We start from the raw sequence: 18674 nt of genomic DNA on the forward strand, positions 1-18674 counted from the left end.
AGCAATGGTTATTTATATAGATCCATTTGGTTGCTTATTTATCACTAAAATTAGTACAGTATCGCACAAAGTACCACATTATTAAATAATGGAGTATGGGTAGATTTGTTTACAGAATATAACTTAACTTAGCGTATTTAAAGTATTGCACCAAAGCCTAGCTCTTTCACTATAAGGAGTCAGTGTAAGTTTTCGTTGCTTAGGTAAATGCTCAATAGCTATTTGTAGGTCAGGAGGAGGAAGCACACCTTGTCCTTGTTCAGGCCATTCGATTAAACATAAAGAGTTATCTGTAAAGTAGTCTCTAATACCCATAAACTCTAGTTCTTCAGGGTCTGCAAGACGATAGAGATCAAAGTGGTAAGCCATGCCTGTGGCCAATTGATAGGGTTCTACAAGAGTAAACGTTGGACTTTTGACAGTACCTTGATGACCTAAAGCTTGTAAAAAACTTCTTGAGAAAGTAGTTTTACCTGCTCCTAGATCGCCTTTTAGATAAAACACACCTACCCCTTGACTGAGTTTTGCCAGTTGGGCAGCTATCTGTAACATGGTAGATTCATCAACTGTAAAAATTATAGGCATGGGCAATGTTCTTCTAATAATTGGCGTATAATGGGAAATAAATCACTTGCTAATAAACCCCTGCCTTGTTTTCCTAATTGCTCCCCAGCTCTGGCATGTAACCATACAGCAAGTTGTGTTGCTTCTGTTGCTGATAGTTGCTGAGCAAGTAAAGCGCCAATTAAACCAGCTAAAATATCACCTAGGCCTGCGCCAGCCATTGCAGGGTGTCCATGTTTACACAGAGTAAGACTATTATCTAAGCCGGCAATAATGGTTCCTCTGCCTTTTAAAACAACAGTACATTGATAATGTTGTCTAATTTCAACAGCAGCTTGCAGTTTATCTTGTTGAATAGTTTTGATATCACAGCCTAATAATCTAGCCGCCTCCCCTAAATGGGGGGTAATAATACTATCTTTAGGTAAGTTGACTTTTCTTTGTGCTAATAGATTTAATGCATCTGCATCCCAAACTTGTGGTTTATTAATCGTAGCGGCTAATGATAGTAAGCTATGACTCCATGCACTTTGTCCTAAGCCCATGCCCACTACTAGTCCGGTAGCTTTAGTTGTTAATGGATACAGTTGATTGGCAGAATGAATGCCTAAACACATTATTTCAGGTCTGCGTGCCAGAACAGCAGAAATATGTTCTGGGCGTGTAGCCATAGAAACCATACCTGCCCCAGCACGTAATGCCATCTCTGCTGATAACAGTGGGGCGCCACCTGTACCATGATCTCCACCTATGATTAAAAGATGACCAAATTGTCCTTTGTGGGCATCTAAAGGACGAGGAGGTAGTTTAGGTACTGTAGCTTTATCAAGTATGATAGGTTTAAGTGTAGTCATAGCTTATTCAGGCAATTGAATAAAGTGTTGGCGATAATATTTTAGCTCTGCTAAAGAGTCTTTAATATCATCCATAGCTAAGTGAGTATTCTTCTTTTTAAAGCCATTCATAATTTCTGGTGCCCAGCGTTTAGCAAGTTCTTTCAGTGTGGAAACATCTAAGTTTCGATAATGAAAGTAAGATTCCACTTTTGGCATAAGTCGATAGAGGAAGCGACGATCTTGGCAAATGCTATTACCACAAATAGGGGAGCAATTAGCAGGAACCCATTGTTTAAAAAACTCTAATGTGAGAGCTTCAGCTTCAGCAGTGGTTATTTGACTATCCTTAACTCGTTGAGTTAAACCCGAACGACCATGTTGAGTAGTATTCCACTCATCCATGGCATCTAGTAACTCATTTGGCTGATGAATGGCAATAACAGGACCCTCTGCTAATACATTAAGCTGGCTATCAGTAATTAAAGAGGCTATTTCAATGATCACATCTTTATCAGGGTTTAGCCCTGTCATTTCAAGATCAATCCAAATAAGATTGTTTGGGTCTTGCATATAAAAATCCCCTTACTGATAGCTCAAACAAAAAGAGCTTTAAATAAAAACACTAATCTAGTTGATATTCTGCAATGACTAGCGTTTTTTTGCAAAAAATATCTATAAGAATATATTTTTAGTTTGAAAGTAGGGAGATATTTATAAAATTTATTTATTCTTTTTTAAATGTAATAGCCGCCAATATACTATTTTCGCTTAATATAATATTTGCCTTATTATTTCTAAATAAACGACCTGATTTAAAAGGAAGTAAACTTTTTTCGTTAATAGTCGCCTCACCTTTTAACACCACAAAAATAGTTTCTTCTAAGTCATTCTGATATAAGTTAGAAGGTGTTTCTGTGATTATATTAATGTTCATTGTTCTTTCTAAAAGAGAATTAAAAGCAACCCATTCAGACTTTTGCTTAACTTGATAGTGAATTTTATTACCTACGAACGCTGTTAAATCAGTTAATTTTCCCTCTTCTAATAAAAGAGTTTGTTGACCATTTGAAACACTACCACTGCCTAATAGAGGAAAAATATAATGGTTAATTTCGCCAATATTTTTATTAGGGTTAGTAAATGTATCATTTTTTACGCCGTCTCCAATGCAAAGAATACATCCCCTAATAGTTATTTGCTGGTCTTTCATAATAAAATCTCATCTTGAATAGTTTGTTGGCTTAATTCTTGATCAGTTTTATCAATTAAAAATTGTAAACCTTTTGGTATTTCAATTGGCTCAGGTTGTTTAGGTCGCATTTTTTCTATTAACTCAATAATTTTATTTTGAGAGAGGTTAGAGTTTTCTAATATTTGATTGGGTATTCTGTGGTTTAAACGGATATATCCCCAGTCAATTACCATTGTTTTATTGACAGGATCAACCTTAACAACAACAAAATTAGTTGAATTACTCATCGAATTTCACCTTTAATATTTTCTTCATTAATATTTAATACAGTAACTTCAAAATTATTTTTATTGATGGCTAGACCAGCAGCACCGCCTGCATAAAGTTTCTCTATTTGCTTTGATGTTCCACTAGTAAGTTTGCTAGTCATACCAGCTTCTCCTAAATCTCCACCTGCACCTGCATCATATCTTGTATTTGCACCACCGCTAGCACTATACCCTGCATAACCACCTATGCCTCCAGTACTTTCATTCCCTGGCGAGGGGTTATTACCGTAGTAGGATGTTCCACCAGGTCTACTATGATTTTCCCCATGATTACCATGTATTGATCCGGCACCACCACCTCCTCCAGATTTATAAATATTATTACTGTAGGCAGCATAAAAACCACCACCGCCACCGCCACCTGCATATAAATAACCATTCCTATTATTAATCTCACATGGATACTCTAGGAAGATTGCGTCTCCGCCAGGCTCCCCGTCTGTTTGACTATTACCAGCGTCGCCACCATAACCTCTAATATAAGAGTTATTAATAATAGTTAGTTTAGATTTTTTAGGAAAAATACCTGTTTTTAATGCAGGCTCGCCATAATTAGCAGTTATTTCAGCATTATTAATAAAAATATAATTTCCTGTTTTAGTAGGACTACCCATTAATTCAAAAATATTAACACTGGTTTGAGGATTATCATTAATAAAAATAATGGCATTTTGCCAAACGCTTTGCCAAATACCTGATTGTTTTGCATAACATTGCTTAATGTTTTTCCATTGATTATTTTGATAACTATAAATATTTTTAATAGGAAGCCATTGGTTATTTTTTTTAACTAAAATACTCATTACTCATCCTCTAACTGTAACCAAATCTCTCCATCAGAACCCATAGAGCTATTTGGCTCATCTACTGAAATAGTGATCTTAGGGATTGCTTGTGAAATGGTTTTTAAAGCAGAGCCTACAGTTCTATTAGAGTAATTAAGATTTTCGTTATAGCCTAACATTCCTGCACCTTTTAATGGGCTATTAGGGTCTGCTAAGTCTTTGGCTAACTCTAAAGCACTGCCAGAGCTGCTACTAATAAGTAAGGGTTGTCCTTGACTATCAAATCCTAATAGCTTATTAGCTCTATTCTCTGCATAAGATAATGCTGGAATACCACTGGCATCTTCTACTCTAAGTGTTTTAGTGTTGTCTTGGCTAACGCCTTGTAAGGCTAGGTATAACCTATCGAAATCCTTATTAAGGGTATTGGCTAATAAATCACCATTTTCTTGGTAATCAGTATCACGTAATAGTGCAATTTTACGCTGTAAAAGTAGTTTACCTTTTGGTGCAATTGTAAAAATAATTTCACTAACGGGATTACCAATACCTTTTAATTTATAGCCAGCATTTATTAAATTTTTATCTAAATAGACGGCCAGATCATTATCATTAAGTAATAAAAAAGGTATGGAAAAGTTAGTAGCAATACCATCAGCTTGATATTCTATATAGTTAGTGGGTGTTGTTACTGTCATAATGCCCTCAGTTATGTAGTAAAAAATTGAAAGCAATATTGCAGCTATGTATTGTTTGGTTTCCTAACTGATTGCAAACCTATAATTAATTTATGAGTTTAAGAAATTTATTATAGAATTAGTTTTTTTAGGTAATGGAGTATTGCAAATGAGATTTAATAATTATGGCTAAGCGCCAACTGAATCGCCGCCAACGCTGGCGCATTGATAAAATTCAAGAAGAGCGTAATAGTCGCGCTAATCAACGCGAGTCAAAGTTACAAGAAGAATTAGCAGGTGGTGATTTTGGTGAAGAGCAGCTAGGGTTAGTTACAGCACATTTTGGTATACAAGCTGAAGTAGAGAGTAGTCAGGGAGAACGTTATCGTTGTTATTTAAGAGCCAATTTACCTGCTCTAGTAACAGGTGATAAAGTGGTATGGCGAGCAGGTAATCAACAAAATGGTATTATTACAGCTGTGCAGCCAAGAGTTTCTGAGCTTTCTCGAACAGATAGTTCAGGGCGCTTAAAAGCTATTGCAGCTAATGTTGATCTATTAGTTATTGTTTTTGCTCCTTTGCCCACACCCTATGCTAACTTATTAGATCGCTATTTAATTGCTGCTGAATATGCAGGGATTAAGCCTTTATTATTATTCAATAAATTGGATTTAGTAAATGAGCAAAATCGAGAAGAATTAGAAGAACTACTTAATATTTATCAAAATTTAAATTATCAAATTTTGCAAGTATCTAAAAGCATTCCAGAAACTGTGCAACAGTTACAAACTGCTTTAAATAATCATATGAGTGTTTTTGTAGGCCAGTCAGGTGTTGGTAAATCGTCGCTTATTAATACATTACTGCCAGAGGCTGGGTTGCGAATAGGAGCGCTATCAGAATTAACCAATAAGGGAGCGCATACAACAACAACAGCAAAACTATTTCATTTGCCTATGGGGGGCAATTTAATTGACTCCCCTGGTATTAGAGATTTTGCTTTAACTCATATTAATAAAGATATTGTTGAGCAGGGCTTTATAGAGTTTAAACCTTTTTTAGGGCGCTGTAAGTTTCGTAATTGTAAACATCAACAAGAGCCAGGGTGTGCATTATTAAAAGCGATTGATGAAGGAAAGATCAATCCTAAACGGATGAATAGTTATCGGCATATTTTAGAAAGTTTAACACTTGATAGTTGATAACATGTAATCAAAATAGAATTAAATAGAGTTTTAAGAGATATAAAGTATGAATGAGCAAATAACCGTTATAGATATTACTTTAGATAATTTTAATCAAATAGTTATTGAGGGTTCTTTTAATAAACCAGTGCTTATTGATTTTTGGGCTACTTGGTGTGAGCATTGTAAAACACTAACCCCATTACTTGAACAGATAGTGGCTTCTTATGGTGGGCAGTTAATATTAGCTAAAGTTGATTGTGATCAGCAACAACAAATAGTAGCTCAGTTTGGTGTGCGTAGTTTACCCACCGTTGTGCTTTTTAAAGAGGGACAAGCTATTGATGGATTCTCTGGAAGTACTACTGAGGCTAATATTCGTAAAATGCTTGAAAAATATGTCGAAGCACCAGCAACCCCAGAGGGTGACTTATTGGAGCAAGCTAAAACACTCTATGATCAAGGAGATAAAATACAAGCAGAAGCTTTATTAAAAGAGTTATTAGCACAGAATAATAACAATATGCTTGCTTTGATCCTTTATGCTCGCTGTTTAGCGGAGCGTGGTGAGTTAACTGAAGCAGAAACAATTTTAAATGCTGTAATTGATGATGACTATAAACAAGAATTAGTCGCTGCTAAAGCACAACTAGCCTTTCTAAAACAAGCTGTTGATTTGCCCAGTGTTGAAGAGTTACAAGCAACAGTACAAGAACAGCCTAGTAGTGATGAGTTATGTTATCAACTAGCTATTGCTCAGTTGGCACAACAGCAATATGAGCAGGCTATGGAAGGATTATTGACATTATTTAAACGTAATAGAACGTATCAAGAAGATTTGCCTAGAAAAACACTTATTCAACTATTTGACCTATTAGGAAATGATAATCTATTAGTAATAAATTATCGCAAAAAACTGTATCAGGCATTGTATTAATGATTAATTTTAAAATTTGTATATTTCTTGCTTACGATCAACAGAAAAGGGGCTTTTATTAGTTAAGCTGTCTAAAAGATGAACAAACATTTTGTAATAAATGCATTGTCTGTAAAACTATAATAGCATTGCGGCAACTAGAAATTCATCCCTGATAATGAGGGTTTGTCAGGAAATAATTCAATACTTAACTTAATTATAGAAACTGGAGTACCTATGAAAAAGTCCATTCTTGCTACATCCGTACTTGCTATTGCTTTAGCAACTCCTATGGTTCAAGCTCACAAAGCTGGTGATATTATTATACGTGCAGGCGCTGTAACTGTTGATCCACACGAAAGTTCTAGCAGTATCAAAGGTGATCGTGGAGCTGCAGCAGGTGCTAACTTAGGTGGCAAGGCTACCTTAGATAGTGATACCCAGTTAGGTCTAAACTTTGCTTATATGATTACTGATCATATTGGCGTTGAGTTATTAGGTGCTACACCTTTTACTCATAATGTTCGTGTAAAAGGGACATCTGTAGAGCCAGCAAATGGAAAATTAGGTAAAGTTTCTCATTTACCACCAACTTTAAGCTTAGTTTATTATCCCGCTGATCCTTCTCAAGCATTCCAACCATATATGGGTGTAGGTCTTAACTATACTTGGTTCTACAGTGAGAAATTAAGTAATTCTGCTAAAAATGGTGGTGCACAATTCCAAAACTTCCGTGTTAAAGATACATGGGGTTGGGCTGCGCAAATCGGTGCTGATTATATGATCACTGATAATTTAATGCTAAATGCTCAAGTTCGTTATATTAATATTGATACACGTGCAACAGTATATTCTCAAGCACTTCAAACACGTGTTAAAGTTGATTTAGATGTTAACCCATGGGTTTACATGGTTGGTATTGGTTATAAGTTTAGCCTATAATCTGCTAAGATTTAATAAAAAGGCACCTTTTAGGTGCCTTTTTTATTGTCATTTTCTTATTCAATAGTTGACTTAATTTAGTTATTTTATGTATTGTTGTATCTCTTAATGAATATAACAAACGTCAATACAAGCTATTTATACTATTTGTAGAAGCTTGCAAAGAATAGCCTGTCCTTGTATTGTTTCTTTTTGGGTTTTAATGGAGCAAATTATGCGAATCATTCTGCTAGGTGCGCCTGGTGCTGGTAAAGGTACTCAAGCACGTTTTATTACTGAGAAGTTTAATATCCCACAAATTTCTACAGGTGATATGTTACGCGCTGCAGTACGCGCTGGTACTCCTTTAGGTTTACAAGCAAAAGAAATTATGGAGCAAGGTAAGCTAGTTTCTGATGAGCTTATTATTAACTTGGTTAAAGAGCGTATTGCAGAGCCAGATGCTAAGAACGGTTTTTTATTTGATGGTTTTCCAAGAACTATACCTCAAGCTGAAGCATTATGTGATGCAGGCATTGATATTGACTATGTGGTTGAAATTGCGGTTAATGATGAAGAAGTAATAGAGCGTATTTCTGGTCGTCGTGTACATGAGTCATCAGGTAGGGTTTATCATATTAAACATAATCCACCTAAAGTTGAAGGTAAAGACGATGTGACGGGTGAATCACTAGTTCAACGTAAAGATGATATTGAAGAAACAGTGCGTAAACGTTTGACAGAATATCATCATTCTACAGAGCCATTAGTTAGTTTCTATCAGAATCTTGCTCAAAAAAATGGTAACCCAAAATATACGCGTATTATGGGTGTTGGTAGTGTTGATGAAATTACTCAGCAAGTGTTACAAGCATTAAGTTAATATCAATAAGATGATAGGTAACACTATCATCTCACTCTAAGTAAAGCGTTTATGACAACTCTACTAGCCATAGATACAGCGACTGAAGCCTGCTCAGTTGCTATATTGCATCAAGGTGAATTATATACATGTTATGAGGTAATCCCTAGATTACATGCACAGCAGATTTTGCCTATGATTAAAAAAGTTGTGGCAGAAGCTGGATGTTCCTTGTCTACTATTGATGGTTTGGCTTTTGGACGTGGTCCAGGTGCCTTTACAGGTGTTCGTATAGCTACAGGAGTTATTCAAGGGTTAGCATTTGCTTTGGATAAACCAGTTATAGCAATATCTGATTTGGCTGTTTTGGCTCAACGTGCATGGCGTGAATATAAAGTAGAACAGGTAGCTGTGGCTATTGATGCTCGTATGAATGAAATTTATTGGGGATGCTACCAATTACAACAAAAAGAAATGTGCTTAATAGGTATGGAGCAAGTGCTAGCACCAGAACAGGCACAATTGCCAGAAATAAATAAAAATTGGTTTGGTGTTGGTACTGGTTGGAAATATGCAAAACAAATTCCTGTACAGTATGAAGTGATAAATGATGGTTTATTTCCAGATGCTAAGGATTTATTAGCATTAGCAGAATTAGCATGGCAACGAAATGAAATGATTCCTGCTGAAAAAGTTGAGCCTGTTTATTTAAGAGATAATGTAGCTACACCTAAAAAGAATGTAATTTAGGTCTACTAATTAAACTTTTATAAACAAAGGATGTTAACCATTGTTCACGGTAGTTTTTCACAGTAATTAAATTCTGGTTTTGAGTAGCTGATCAGTAAGCTGTTTGGCATTGTTGCTTGGAAAAATGGATAAGAGCCTCATGTTCCTTATGTAAAGGCAATTACAATCGCTGTTTTAAAACGTATTACTACATTAACTACAATAGCTATTTAACTATTGTAGTATAGGTTTTAATTACAGATAAGTTATAGTAATAAATCAAAATATATTTAAATATTAGTTTAATAGAGACTTGTTTGAGTATTAATAACCATTTATGCTTGTTTGCTATAACTTAATAGGTAATAAAAGGCAGTTTTCTTGGAAATAGTATGTGTCTAGTAAAGAAAATGATAATAACATTGCTAGTGTCAGCACCATTATCAGGATGTGTGATGATGAACAGTCATCCTGTTGAAGTAAAGTTAGAGAGTCTAGAGTTTGTAAAAGCTAATCCATTTGAGCAACGTTTTAAGTTAAATATAAATATAAAAAACTCTCAAAGTAAAAAATTATATGTACGTACTTTAGATTATAAGGTGCTATTAAATGGTATTGAAATTAGTACAGGAGAAGAACCTATTTGGCAAGATATTCCTGCGTTTTCAACACAGCAATTTGATATTTTAGTTTCTACTAATATTTGGGGTGAATTAAAGCCTATTGTTAACTCAATTAAAGATACCAGAGAAATTAATTATTATCTAACTGGTAATCTAGTGACAGGAAGTTTATTTAACCAGCGCATTTCCCCTGTAAGGCATTCAGGAACCCTTACTCCTGATCAACTTCCCATGAAAAAAATACAACGATTACAAAAATTAGCACCAGCACTTAATTTTTAATTTTCTGCAAAGTGACAGAGCATCAGTTCTTGTTGCATGGTGGGTATTTGTTGGGTTAATTCAGTTAAAATAGTGTGAGTAAACAATAATCGCTTATCGTTTGTTATTTTCAACCAATAACTACTTGCTGACTCGGGTAGATCCTCAATTTTTATAGGAATTTCTAACGCTTTAAGGTTATCCTGTATCTCATTATAAGCAGTTTCATCCGTAAACAGCCCTAAACTAATATTATCTTTTAATGGGCCGCGAGAAATTACTAGTGTATTAATAGAGGCATTGCTAAGTTTCTCTAAAAGGGCTTGTTGTTCTGTCCCATTGTTAGCTATTACATATAGATGAAATTTGGCTGTTTTGGTCAGCTTAATAGGTGTTGGATTAATGTTGCTAGCTACTTTTTCCAAAAAAGGATTAATTACTTCAAGTTGCTCTTGGTTGATAAAACCACCTAAATATAAACAGGTTAATGGTTCAGATGTGGTTTCAGTATTATCAGTGTTAGCGGGCTCTTCTTTAATTGGGGAGTCTGCTTGTGATGTTTCTTGATTATTATTTTCATTAATTGTAGATGTATGATTTACAATAGGTTGTTCTTTTAACAATTTAATGGTTGGTATATCTGTTTCACTATAGTTTGTTAAATTTTGGTCATTTAAGGATAGTGGTGATACTTGCTGATATTGCCAGATATAAAAAAATATATTTAAGAAAACTAAAAATATAAATACCCAGCGCATCATGAATTATCCATTATAGGACAAAGTAATGATAAACCATAAAAAACAAGATCAGGCATATGATGTGCTTTTGGTATATCAAAATACATAGCATCGCCGCCAGCCACATAAATATTAAAATGTTGGCCAAAATATTGATTAGCTAGTGTTAATTGTTGACTAATAAAACCCTGTAACATTAGGTGGCAGCCACCATTAACTGCATCTTCTGTAGACTCACCAGGTCTTCCAACAGGAGCAAGTAAGTCTTTTGTTAAGTCTTCATGGTAATGGATACGGTTTGTGTTAGTCAGTAATTGTTGACGCATTAACATGAGTCCAGGGGCAATAAATCCACCTAAATGCTGACCATGTTTATCTATAAAGTCACAGGTGATAGCTGTACCAAAACCTAATGTAAGGGTAGCTTGTTGACTTTGATGGTAAGCAGCAACAATGGCAGCCCAACGATCAGTACCTAACCTAGTATAGTCATGATAACCATTTTTTACGCCACATGATTCTTTACAAGAAAGTGCTTGTTTAACAGATACGGAATATTGGGTTTCTAAATGGTTAATAAGCTGTGAAGTTTCTTGTTCAGAGCGCACACTTACTAGGCGACAAAAACGAAAGTTTTGTTGGCTATTATCAATATCTGTTAACAAATGTTGTAGTTGTTGGTTTGCTCCACGCACGATGACTTCATCATGGCTATTTAAAATACGCCATTTAATCAAACTATTTCCACAATCGAGTTCAAGAATCATAATTAACTTTAGTCATGAGTTGAGGTCGCTAATCTTAAACTAACTTCACCAGCATTAAAATATTGAATTTCATTATTAATCAGTAATTTTAACGCCCCAGTATCATCAACACCTAACATTTTTCCAGTAATTTGTTGATTTCCTTGTAGTAAGTTAACTATTTGATGTTGCCAAAGATTATTTTCCTGCCACTCTTCTTTCAGCGCCTTAAAACCATGTTGATAATGGATTTTTAAATAATAAGACAGAGAGTAGTTTAGTTCAACGAGTAACTTATTACGATCAATAAGTGTACCTAGTTCTTGGCGAAGAGAAGTCCATGGTTGATTAATTTCAGTAATGGCTTGTGGCATATTCACGTTAATGCCAATACCAATTACCACATGGCAAATATCTGCGGGGTCTCCTGTAAGTTCAAGAAGAATGCCACAAAGCTTTTTATTATCGAATAGTAAATCATTAGGCCATTTTAATCCTGCCTGTATTAGTCCCATTTTTTTAATAGTTTTTAATACTGCTAAACCTATCGTGAGGCTTAATCCTTCTAATTGATGAGAACCATTTTTTAAACCAATTAATAAACTGTAATAGAGGTTTTGACCATAAGGACTAACCCATTGTCTACCTCTGCGACCTTTACCAGCTGTTTGTTGTTCTGCAGTGACGGCTAAGGGGGCGGGCATACCAGTGTTTAGTAAACGGAAACATTCAGTATTAGTAGAACTAATATTGGGAAGTACAGTGATTGGCCATTGAGTAATTTGTTGATCAAGTAATTCACTATCCAGTAAAGAGAGGGGAGAATCTAATTTATAACCTTTGCCCCTAACACTATGAATGGCAAGGTTAGTATCATTTTCTAATTTCTTTAGTCGTTTCCAAATGGCGGCACGGCTTATATTTAATGTGTTACCCAGTTCTTCACCTGAGTGAAATTTGCCATCAGCAAGCAGTGTGATAAGTGATGTCATATTAATGTGAGGATTGACGGAATTGGTGGATTTGACGACGTTGTTTCTTAGTAGGACGTCCTTCTGTTTGAATACCTTGCATACCTAACTTGCGCTCAATAGCGGCTTGTTCTCTTTTGTTGATACTTTCGGCAGTTTCTTGGTAAAGTTGTTGAGCTTCAGGAGCACCTTTACGAATTTCAGATAAATCTTTAACAACAACAATTCGATTATCATAGCCAATATGGATTGTTAATTCATCACCAACACGGATATTTTTGGAAGGTTTGCAACGCTCTCCTTGGCAATGAACTTTACCGCCAGCAATAGCCTCTTTAGCAATGTTTCTAGTTTTGAAAAAGCGAGCAGCCCATAACCATTTATCTAGACGACATTGTCCATTGACTTGTTCTGTCAAAATAGTAATCCTATTGTTTTAATCAAATGTTTACAGCATTATAGTCACTTTAAATTGAGAAGTCATGGTATTAGGTGTTATTAAATGTATGCTGCTATAGCAGGGTTTAGTTTAGGTTTGTCATTAATAGTTGCTATTGGAGCGCAAAATGCTTTTGTGTTAAGACAAGGCTTATATAAGCAACATGTTTTATGGATATGCTTACTGTGTGCTTTATCTGATGCTATTTTAATTTTAGTAGGCGTATTTGGATTATCATTAGTCATCAAGGTAATCCCCAGTATTGAATGGATAATGCGCTATATAGGTTGCGTGTTTTTGTTTTGTTATGGGGCAATAAGTTTTTGGAAAGCTTTTACACATAATGATGCATTACAAATCAAAGAAGCCCATAAACAATCTTTAAGAACTACTTTGTTAGTTTGTTTGGCATTAACTTGGCTAAATCCACATGTATATCTAGATACAGTGTTACTACTAGGTTCTATTGCTAATCAGTATCCAAACCAGCACGGCTATTTTGCACTAGGAGCAATTTGTGCTTCTTTCTGTTTCTTTTTTGCTCTAGGCTATGGGGCAAGGTTGCTTAAGCCTTGGTTTAGTAAGCCAACTTCATGGAGAGTTTTAGACTTCTTAATAGGTATAATAATGTGGTTAATAGCAATAAAATTAGTAATATAAATAAGGGTGATAAATAGTTATCACCCCTTAATTATATTATTTATTAACTGCTGCTTGAATTAATGGTTTTAACTCACCTTTCTCATGCATTTCTAATAAAATATCTGAGCCACCAACAAGTTCACCACCAACCCATAATTGTGGAAAAGTTGGCCAATTAGCATATTTAGGTAGTTCAGCTCTAATTTCTGGGTGTTGTAGTATGTCTACATAAGCAAATTTTTCACCGCAATCGATTAGCACTTGTGCTGCCCTTGCAGAAAAGCCACATTGTGGTGCGTTAGGAGAGCCTTTCATATAAAGTAGTACAGGATTGCTAGCAATTTGTTCTTTAATGGTTTCAATAGTATCCACGATTTTTCCTCAATTCAGCTATTACTGTATTCTAAAAATTTTGTATAGTTTACCTTTTTACTAGGGTATTTTATAGCGTCATTTGTAACTAATTAGTAATCATTTTTTTCGCTTTAAAGGTGCAAAACCATCCGTGCTGACCAGTGTAGATGCTTGCCCTTTTGATTTTGAAGGAGGTTTTGTTTCTTTAGTAGGTTTAGTTTTAACTTTGTTTTTTATGGGTTTGTTAGATGATTTATCAAATGTTGTTTTATCATCTGTAAAACCTTGGAATTTACTTGTTAAACTATCAATAGTACGCTTTTCTAATGTGTGCTTTAGATGATGTTCTATTTTAGTTAATGTTTTCCAGTTAGCGGCATCAATAAGTGATATAGCAACACCTTTATTATCCATGCGACCCGTTCTACCAATGCGATGAATATACTCATCAGTTGTTCTGGGTAAATCAAAATTAATGACTAAATCAATACCTTCAATATCTAAGCCACGGGCGGCAACATCAGTAGCAATTAAGATAGTGATATGTTTTTGATGAAGTCTACTGATGGTTTGTTTACGTTCTTCTGCTGTTTTTTCACTATGTAACACCGCATGTTTTATTTGAGTAGCAGTAAACGTTTTGCTTAATAAATCCGCTTGATTACGTGTGTTAGTAAAGATAATTACTTTTTGATATCTCTCATGGGCTAGTAACCATTCAATTAAGCGTTCTTTATGGGCTACATTATCAGCAAAGATTATTTGTTGGGCAATATTGGCGTTGGCTTTAGTTGATGCTTCTAAATGAATATTTATGGGGGACTGTAGTAAGGACTCTATCAAAGCTTGTAGAGCATTATTGCCTTTAGTAGCGGAGAGTAATAGTGTTTGCTTACTAGCAGGGCAATTTTCAATTAATGTATTTACATCATCTCCAAATCCCATATCTAGAATTCTGTCTGTTTCATCTAATACTAAGATTTTTAGATTATTTAATTCAAATTGTTGTTTTTTCCAGTGCTCGACTAATCTACCAGGTGTGCCAATAACAATTTCAGGGTTTTTACGCAATTTTGCGGCTTGCTCTTTCAGTCCTTCACCACCTGTTACTAGTAAAGACTGAAAAAAAGTAAAACTAGCCACTTGCTGTATAGTTTTATGAATTTGTGTAGCCAATTCTCTTGTTGGCAGAATAATAAGTGCTTGTAAACCAGAGCCAGGTTTACTTGTTTCTAATAAACGGTGTAATAAAGGCAATACATAGGCAAGGGTTTTACCTGTACCTGTTGCAGAGGTAATAAAGAGATCTTTACCTTCCATCGCTAATGGAATAGCTTTTTCTTGTACAGCAGTAGGAGTAGATAAAGCCAAAGTTGTTAAAGCTTTTTCTAATCGACTATTTAAATTAAATTTATTAAACATTTTAAGACTTATATTGAGGTAAATAATTAACACTTATTATATAGCTGAATATTTTTATCTGATATAAAAATAAACTTTATTAATGGAAGGTAACACTTTGTCGGGTAGAAAAGTAACATTTTATAAATTAAAAACTGTATATTAGAAGAATGAAAACTATAAGGTGATGTAATTACTGGTAATAGTCTTTCTGGCATGAGTTATGCTTATATAAAAGTAAATAAAAATAACATAAAGATAACTTTGAAAAATAAAAATAATAAACAGAGACAAATAATAAGAATAAAAGAGAGTCATAAATAAAAGAGATATTTGTATGTATAACAAACGAAACGAATATCCTATTAATAACAGAGTGATAATGATTGCGGGCGTAGAACAAAATAAAAACAATAATCTACGCCTAGTAAGTTCTAATAGAGTGTTATAAATCAAACCATAATAAATTTATATTTAAAGTAGGATCAAATTTATGTAGACAGAGTAAAAATATCATCCTATACTTAAAAGATAGCTTAGTTCCTTAAGTTATAATGAATGTATACAATTCTTATACGCAAATAACAGCTTTCTTTTTTTAGGAAAGTGTCTATCTCAAAACAACCTCCTTTTTTCATCCTTATGAATCTTACAGAACTTAAACAAAAACCTATTGGTGAACTATTAGAAATTGCGGAACAAATGGGCCTAGAAAATATGGCTCGTTCACGTAAACAGGATATTATTTTTTCATTGCTGAAGCGCCATGCTAAAAGTGGTGAGGAAATATCAGGTGATGGTATTTTAGAAATATTACCAGATGGATTTGGTTTTCTACGCTCATCAGACTCTTCTTATTTAGCAGGGCCAGATGATATTTATGTTTCACCAAGTCAAATTCGCCGTTTTAACTTACGTACAGGTGATACAATCTTTGGCAAGATTCGTCCACCTAAAGAAGGTGAGCGTTACTTTGCTTTATTAAAGGTTGATACCATTAATTTTGATCAGCCTGAGAATGCCAAGAATAAAATCCTATTTGAAAACTTAACACCACTTTTTCCTGATCAACGTATGGTAATGGAAATTGGTAATGGTGCTACCGAAGATTTAACAGGTCGTGTTATAGATCTTTGTGCACCTATTGGTAAAGGTCAACGTGGTTTGATCGTCGCACCTCCTAAGGCAGGTAAGACATTAATGCTACAGAACATTGCTAGCAATATCACTCGTAATAATCCTGAATGTCATTTAATTGTATTATTAATTGATGAACGGCCAGAAGAAGTAACGGAAATGCAGCGTACGGTTCGTGGTGAAGTAGTCGCTTCAACCTTTGATGAACCACCTATACGTCACGTACAAGTAGCTGAAATGGTTATTGAAAAAGCAAAACGCTTAGTTGAGCATAAACGTGATGTAGTCATTTTATTGGATTCTATCACTCGTTTAGCACGTGCTTATAATACAGTTATTCCTAGTTCTGGTAAGGTTTTAACAGGCGGTGTTGATGCTCATGCTTTAGAAAAACCTAAACGCTTCTTTGGTGCAGCACGTAATATTGAAGAAGGTGGTAGTTTAACAATTTTAGCAACGGCCCTTGTAGAAACTGGCTCTAAAATGGATGAAGTTATCTATGAGGAGTTTAAAGGTACAGGTAACCTTGAATTACAATTAGATCGCAAGATTGCTGAGAAGCGAGTATTCCCTGCCATTAACTTTAATCGTTCTGGTACTCGTCGTGAAGAGTTATTAACGACAGAAGATGAGTTACAAAGAATGTGGATTTTACGTAAAATTCTTCATCCAATGGAAGAAATTGCGGCTATTGAATTCTTATTGGATAAGTTGAAAGATACTAAAACCAATGATGAGTTTTTCCAAGCAATGAAAAGAAAATAAATAATAGCTCTATTAAAAAGCCGCAGTAATGCGGCTTTTAAGTATATAGATAGGCAAAGGTGTTTTACTTATGCAGTATGCTGACTTAAGAGACTTTATTCAATTATTAGAGAAACAAGGTGAGTTAAAAAGAGTATTAGCACCTGTTTCCCCCCATTTAGAAATGACTGAAGTTTGTGATCGTACATTACGCAAACAAGGGCCTGCCTTATTATTTGAAAATCCAACAGGCTATGATATTCCTGTATTAGCAAATTTGTTTGGAACACCTAAGCGGGTTGCTCTAGGGATGGGTACAGATGATCTCAATCAGCTTAAAGAAATTGGTAAATTACTAGCTTTTTTAAAAGAGCCAGAGCCTCCTAAAGGCTTAAAAGATGCTTGGCAAAAATTACCTATCTTTAAAAAAGTACTTAATATGTCACCAAAAATCCGTAAAGATGCACCTTGTCATGCGGTTGTTAAAGAAGGTGATGATGTTGATCTTAGCCAGTTACCTGTTCAAAAATGCTGGCCAGAAGATGCAGGACCATTAATCACTTGGGGTATTGTTGTTACCAAAGGGTTATCAAAAGAACGACAAAATTTAGGGATATATCGCCAACAAGTAATTGGTCGTAATAAAGTCATTATGCGATGGCTAAGTCATCGTGGTGGTGCCCTTGATTATCAAGAATGGCGACAAAAATATCCTACAGAGCCGTTTCCTGTTTCTGTGGTGTTAGGTTGTGATCCAGCTACTATCATAGGCGCAGTAACACCTGTACCTGATGCGTTATCAGAATATGCTTTTGCTGGCTTATTACGTGGTCAGAAAACAGAACTAGTTAAATGTATTGGTAATGATCTGCAGGTTCCTGCCAGTGCAGAGTTTGTGCTAGAAGGGGCTATTTATCCCAATGAAATGGCGAGTGAAGGACCATTTGGTGATCATACTGGCTATTATAATGAAGTAGATAAATTTCCAGTATTCACTGTTGAACGCATAACCCATCGTGAAAACCCTATTTATCACAGTACTTATACTGGTCGCCCACCCGATGAGCCTGCAATTTTAGGGTTGGCTCTTAATGATGTATTTGTGCCAATACTGCAAAAGCAGTTTCCAGAAATAGTTGATTTCTATCTGCCACCTGAGGGATGTTCTTATCGTATGGCAATAGTAACCATGAAGAAACAATATCCAGGTCATGCTAAGCGAGTTATGATGGGGGTTTGGAGTTTTCTGCGTCAATTCATGTACACTAAGTTTGTGATTGTGACAGATGATGATATTAATGCACGTGATTGGAATGATGTGATTTGGGCGATTACTACTCGTATGGATCCCAAACGAGATACACTATTGATTGATAATACACCGATTGATTACTTAGATTTTGCATCACCTGTTTCAGGTTTAGGTAGTAAAATGGGGCTAGATGCAACTCATAAATGGCCAGGAGAAACTGATCGTGAATGGGGTAGAGTAATTCATAAAGATCCATCTGTTGTTAAGCATATTGATGATATTTGGTCTACTTTGGGGATTGACTAAGCAAAATGAAATTTTGTTAGTCAATAAATGTAGTGTTTAACTACATGCTATAATCAACTTTTT

The 18674-nt window shown here is 35.0% G+C and carries 22 protein-coding genes; 9 read left to right on the forward strand and 13 right to left on the reverse strand.

Annotation, left to right across the window (positions count from 1 at the left end):
* Positions 1-123 precede the first annotated feature (123 nt).
* The 7 genes from tsaE to MTZ49_RS05315 all read right to left on the reverse strand — a co-directional run bounded on the left by tsaE (position 124) and on the right by MTZ49_RS05315 (position 4404).
* Positions 124-591 (reverse strand): tRNA (adenosine(37)-N6)-threonylcarbamoyltransferase complex ATPase subunit type 1 TsaE, encoded by a 468-nt coding sequence (gene tsaE, locus MTZ49_RS05285; protein ID WP_413774176.1) that lies wholly within the window; start codon positions 589-591, stop codon positions 124-126.
* Positions 576-1418 (reverse strand): NAD(P)H-hydrate dehydratase, encoded by an 843-nt coding sequence (locus MTZ49_RS05290; RefSeq protein ID WP_264747316.1) that lies wholly within the window; start codon positions 1416-1418, stop codon positions 576-578. The genes tsaE and MTZ49_RS05290 overlap by 16 nt, the downstream gene beginning before the upstream one ends.
* A gap of 3 nt (positions 1419-1421) precedes the next feature.
* Entirely contained in the window at positions 1422-1970 is a 549-nt protein-coding gene (orn, locus tag MTZ49_RS05295) for an oligoribonuclease (protein ID WP_264747317.1), read from the reverse strand.
* 154 nt (positions 1971-2124) lie between these two features.
* On the reverse strand, positions 2125-2610 hold the full coding sequence (locus tag MTZ49_RS05300; RefSeq protein WP_264747318.1) for a hypothetical protein: 486 nt from the start codon (positions 2608-2610) through the stop codon (positions 2125-2127).
* Positions 2607-2879 (reverse strand): hypothetical protein, encoded by a 273-nt coding sequence (locus MTZ49_RS05305; protein WP_264747319.1) that lies wholly within the window; start codon positions 2877-2879, stop codon positions 2607-2609. Before MTZ49_RS05305 ends, MTZ49_RS05300 begins: the two co-directional genes overlap by 4 nt.
* Complete coding sequence (locus tag MTZ49_RS05310; RefSeq protein WP_264747320.1) at positions 2876-3724, reverse strand: hypothetical protein; 849 nt, start codon at positions 3722-3724, stop codon at positions 2876-2878. Before MTZ49_RS05310 ends, MTZ49_RS05305 begins: the two co-directional genes overlap by 4 nt.
* Positions 3724-4404, reverse strand: a complete 681-nt coding sequence (locus MTZ49_RS05315; RefSeq protein ID WP_264747321.1) for a hypothetical protein — start codon at positions 4402-4404, stop codon at positions 3724-3726. The genes MTZ49_RS05310 and MTZ49_RS05315 overlap by 1 nt, the downstream gene beginning before the upstream one ends.
* A 164-nt stretch (positions 4405-4568) precedes the next feature.
* Here MTZ49_RS05315 and rsgA point away from each other — a divergent pair, with 164 nt between their 5' ends.
* The 6 genes from rsgA to MTZ49_RS05345 all read left to right on the forward strand — a co-directional run bounded on the left by rsgA (position 4569) and on the right by MTZ49_RS05345 (position 9900).
* On the forward strand, positions 4569-5585 hold the full coding sequence (rsgA, locus tag MTZ49_RS05320; RefSeq protein ID WP_264747322.1) for a small ribosomal subunit biogenesis GTPase RsgA: 1017 nt from the start codon (positions 4569-4571) through the stop codon (positions 5583-5585).
* Between the two features lie 49 nt (positions 5586-5634).
* Positions 5635-6504 carry a thioredoxin family protein gene (locus tag MTZ49_RS05325; protein ID WP_264747323.1) on the forward strand — a complete coding sequence of 290 codons (870 nt, stop codon included), beginning with the start codon at positions 5635-5637 and terminating at the stop codon, positions 6502-6504.
* 216 nt (positions 6505-6720) lie between these two features.
* A complete protein-coding gene (locus MTZ49_RS05330) occupies positions 6721-7425 on the forward strand; it encodes an OmpW/AlkL family protein (protein ID WP_264747324.1) in 705 nt (234 codons plus the stop codon).
* Positions 7426-7639: 214 nt separating this feature from the next.
* Entirely contained in the window at positions 7640-8287 is a 648-nt protein-coding gene (adk, locus tag MTZ49_RS05335) for an adenylate kinase (RefSeq protein WP_264747325.1), read from the forward strand.
* A gap of 51 nt (positions 8288-8338) precedes the next feature.
* On the forward strand, positions 8339-9016 hold the full coding sequence (tsaB, locus tag MTZ49_RS05340; protein WP_264747326.1) for a tRNA (adenosine(37)-N6)-threonylcarbamoyltransferase complex dimerization subunit type 1 TsaB: 678 nt from the start codon (positions 8339-8341) through the stop codon (positions 9014-9016).
* A gap of 389 nt (positions 9017-9405) precedes the next feature.
* Positions 9406-9900 carry an LEA type 2 family protein gene (locus MTZ49_RS05345; RefSeq protein WP_264747327.1) on the forward strand — a complete coding sequence of 165 codons (495 nt, stop codon included), beginning with the start codon at positions 9406-9408 and terminating at the stop codon, positions 9898-9900.
* Here MTZ49_RS05345 and MTZ49_RS05350 read toward each other — a convergent pair.
* The 4 genes from MTZ49_RS05350 to MTZ49_RS05365 are packed head-to-tail and all read right to left on the reverse strand — an operon-like array spanning position 9897 to position 12754.
* Positions 9897-10640, reverse strand: coding sequence for a hypothetical protein (locus MTZ49_RS05350; protein WP_264747328.1), 744 nt, complete (start codon positions 10638-10640; stop codon positions 9897-9899). The genes MTZ49_RS05345 and MTZ49_RS05350 overlap by 4 nt on opposite strands.
* Positions 10637-11386, reverse strand: a complete 750-nt coding sequence (locus MTZ49_RS05355) for a type III pantothenate kinase (RefSeq protein ID WP_264747329.1) — start codon at positions 11384-11386, stop codon at positions 10637-10639. Before MTZ49_RS05355 ends, MTZ49_RS05350 begins: the two co-directional genes overlap by 4 nt.
* 8 nt (positions 11387-11394) lie before the next feature.
* Complete coding sequence (gene birA / locus MTZ49_RS05360; protein ID WP_264747330.1) at positions 11395-12357, reverse strand: bifunctional biotin--[acetyl-CoA-carboxylase] ligase/biotin operon repressor BirA; 963 nt, start codon at positions 12355-12357, stop codon at positions 11395-11397.
* A 1-nt stretch (position 12358) separates the two neighbouring features.
* Positions 12359-12754: an RNA-binding S4 domain-containing protein gene (locus MTZ49_RS05365; RefSeq protein ID WP_264747331.1), complete on the reverse strand. Its 396-nt coding sequence runs from the start codon at positions 12752-12754 to the stop codon at positions 12359-12361.
* An 84-nt stretch (positions 12755-12838) separates the two neighbouring features.
* On the opposite strand from MTZ49_RS05365, the gene MTZ49_RS05370 reads away from it, so the two are divergent.
* The gene (locus MTZ49_RS05370) at positions 12839-13435 is read left to right on the forward strand and encodes a LysE/ArgO family amino acid transporter (RefSeq protein ID WP_264747332.1); all 597 of its coding nucleotides are present in this window, start codon (positions 12839-12841) and stop codon (positions 13433-13435) included.
* Between the two features lie 36 nt (positions 13436-13471).
* Here MTZ49_RS05370 and grxD read toward each other — a convergent pair whose 3' ends face one another.
* Together grxD and MTZ49_RS05380 are read right to left on the reverse strand one after the other, a co-directional pair.
* A complete protein-coding gene (gene grxD, locus MTZ49_RS05375; RefSeq protein ID WP_264747333.1) occupies positions 13472-13789 on the reverse strand; it encodes a Grx4 family monothiol glutaredoxin in 318 nt (105 codons plus the stop codon).
* A gap of 99 nt (positions 13790-13888) precedes the next feature.
* Entirely contained in the window at positions 13889-15193 is a 1305-nt protein-coding gene (locus tag MTZ49_RS05380; protein ID WP_264747334.1) for a DEAD/DEAH box helicase, read from the reverse strand.
* A gap of 621 nt (positions 15194-15814) precedes the next feature.
* Here MTZ49_RS05380 and rho point away from each other — a divergent pair.
* Positions 15815-17074, forward strand: a complete 1260-nt coding sequence (rho, locus tag MTZ49_RS05385; RefSeq protein ID WP_201091948.1) for a transcription termination factor Rho — start codon at positions 15815-15817, stop codon at positions 17072-17074.
* Between the two features lie 70 nt (positions 17075-17144).
* On the forward strand, positions 17145-18611 hold the full coding sequence (ubiD, locus tag MTZ49_RS05390; RefSeq protein ID WP_264747335.1) for a 4-hydroxy-3-polyprenylbenzoate decarboxylase: 1467 nt from the start codon (positions 17145-17147) through the stop codon (positions 18609-18611).
* The last annotated feature ends 63 nt before the right edge of the window (positions 18612-18674 follow it).

Origin of the sequence: Entomomonas sp. E2T0 (genome assembly GCF_025985425.1) — a bacterium.
Taxonomy (GTDB): Bacteria; Pseudomonadota; Gammaproteobacteria; order Pseudomonadales; family Pseudomonadaceae; genus Entomomonas.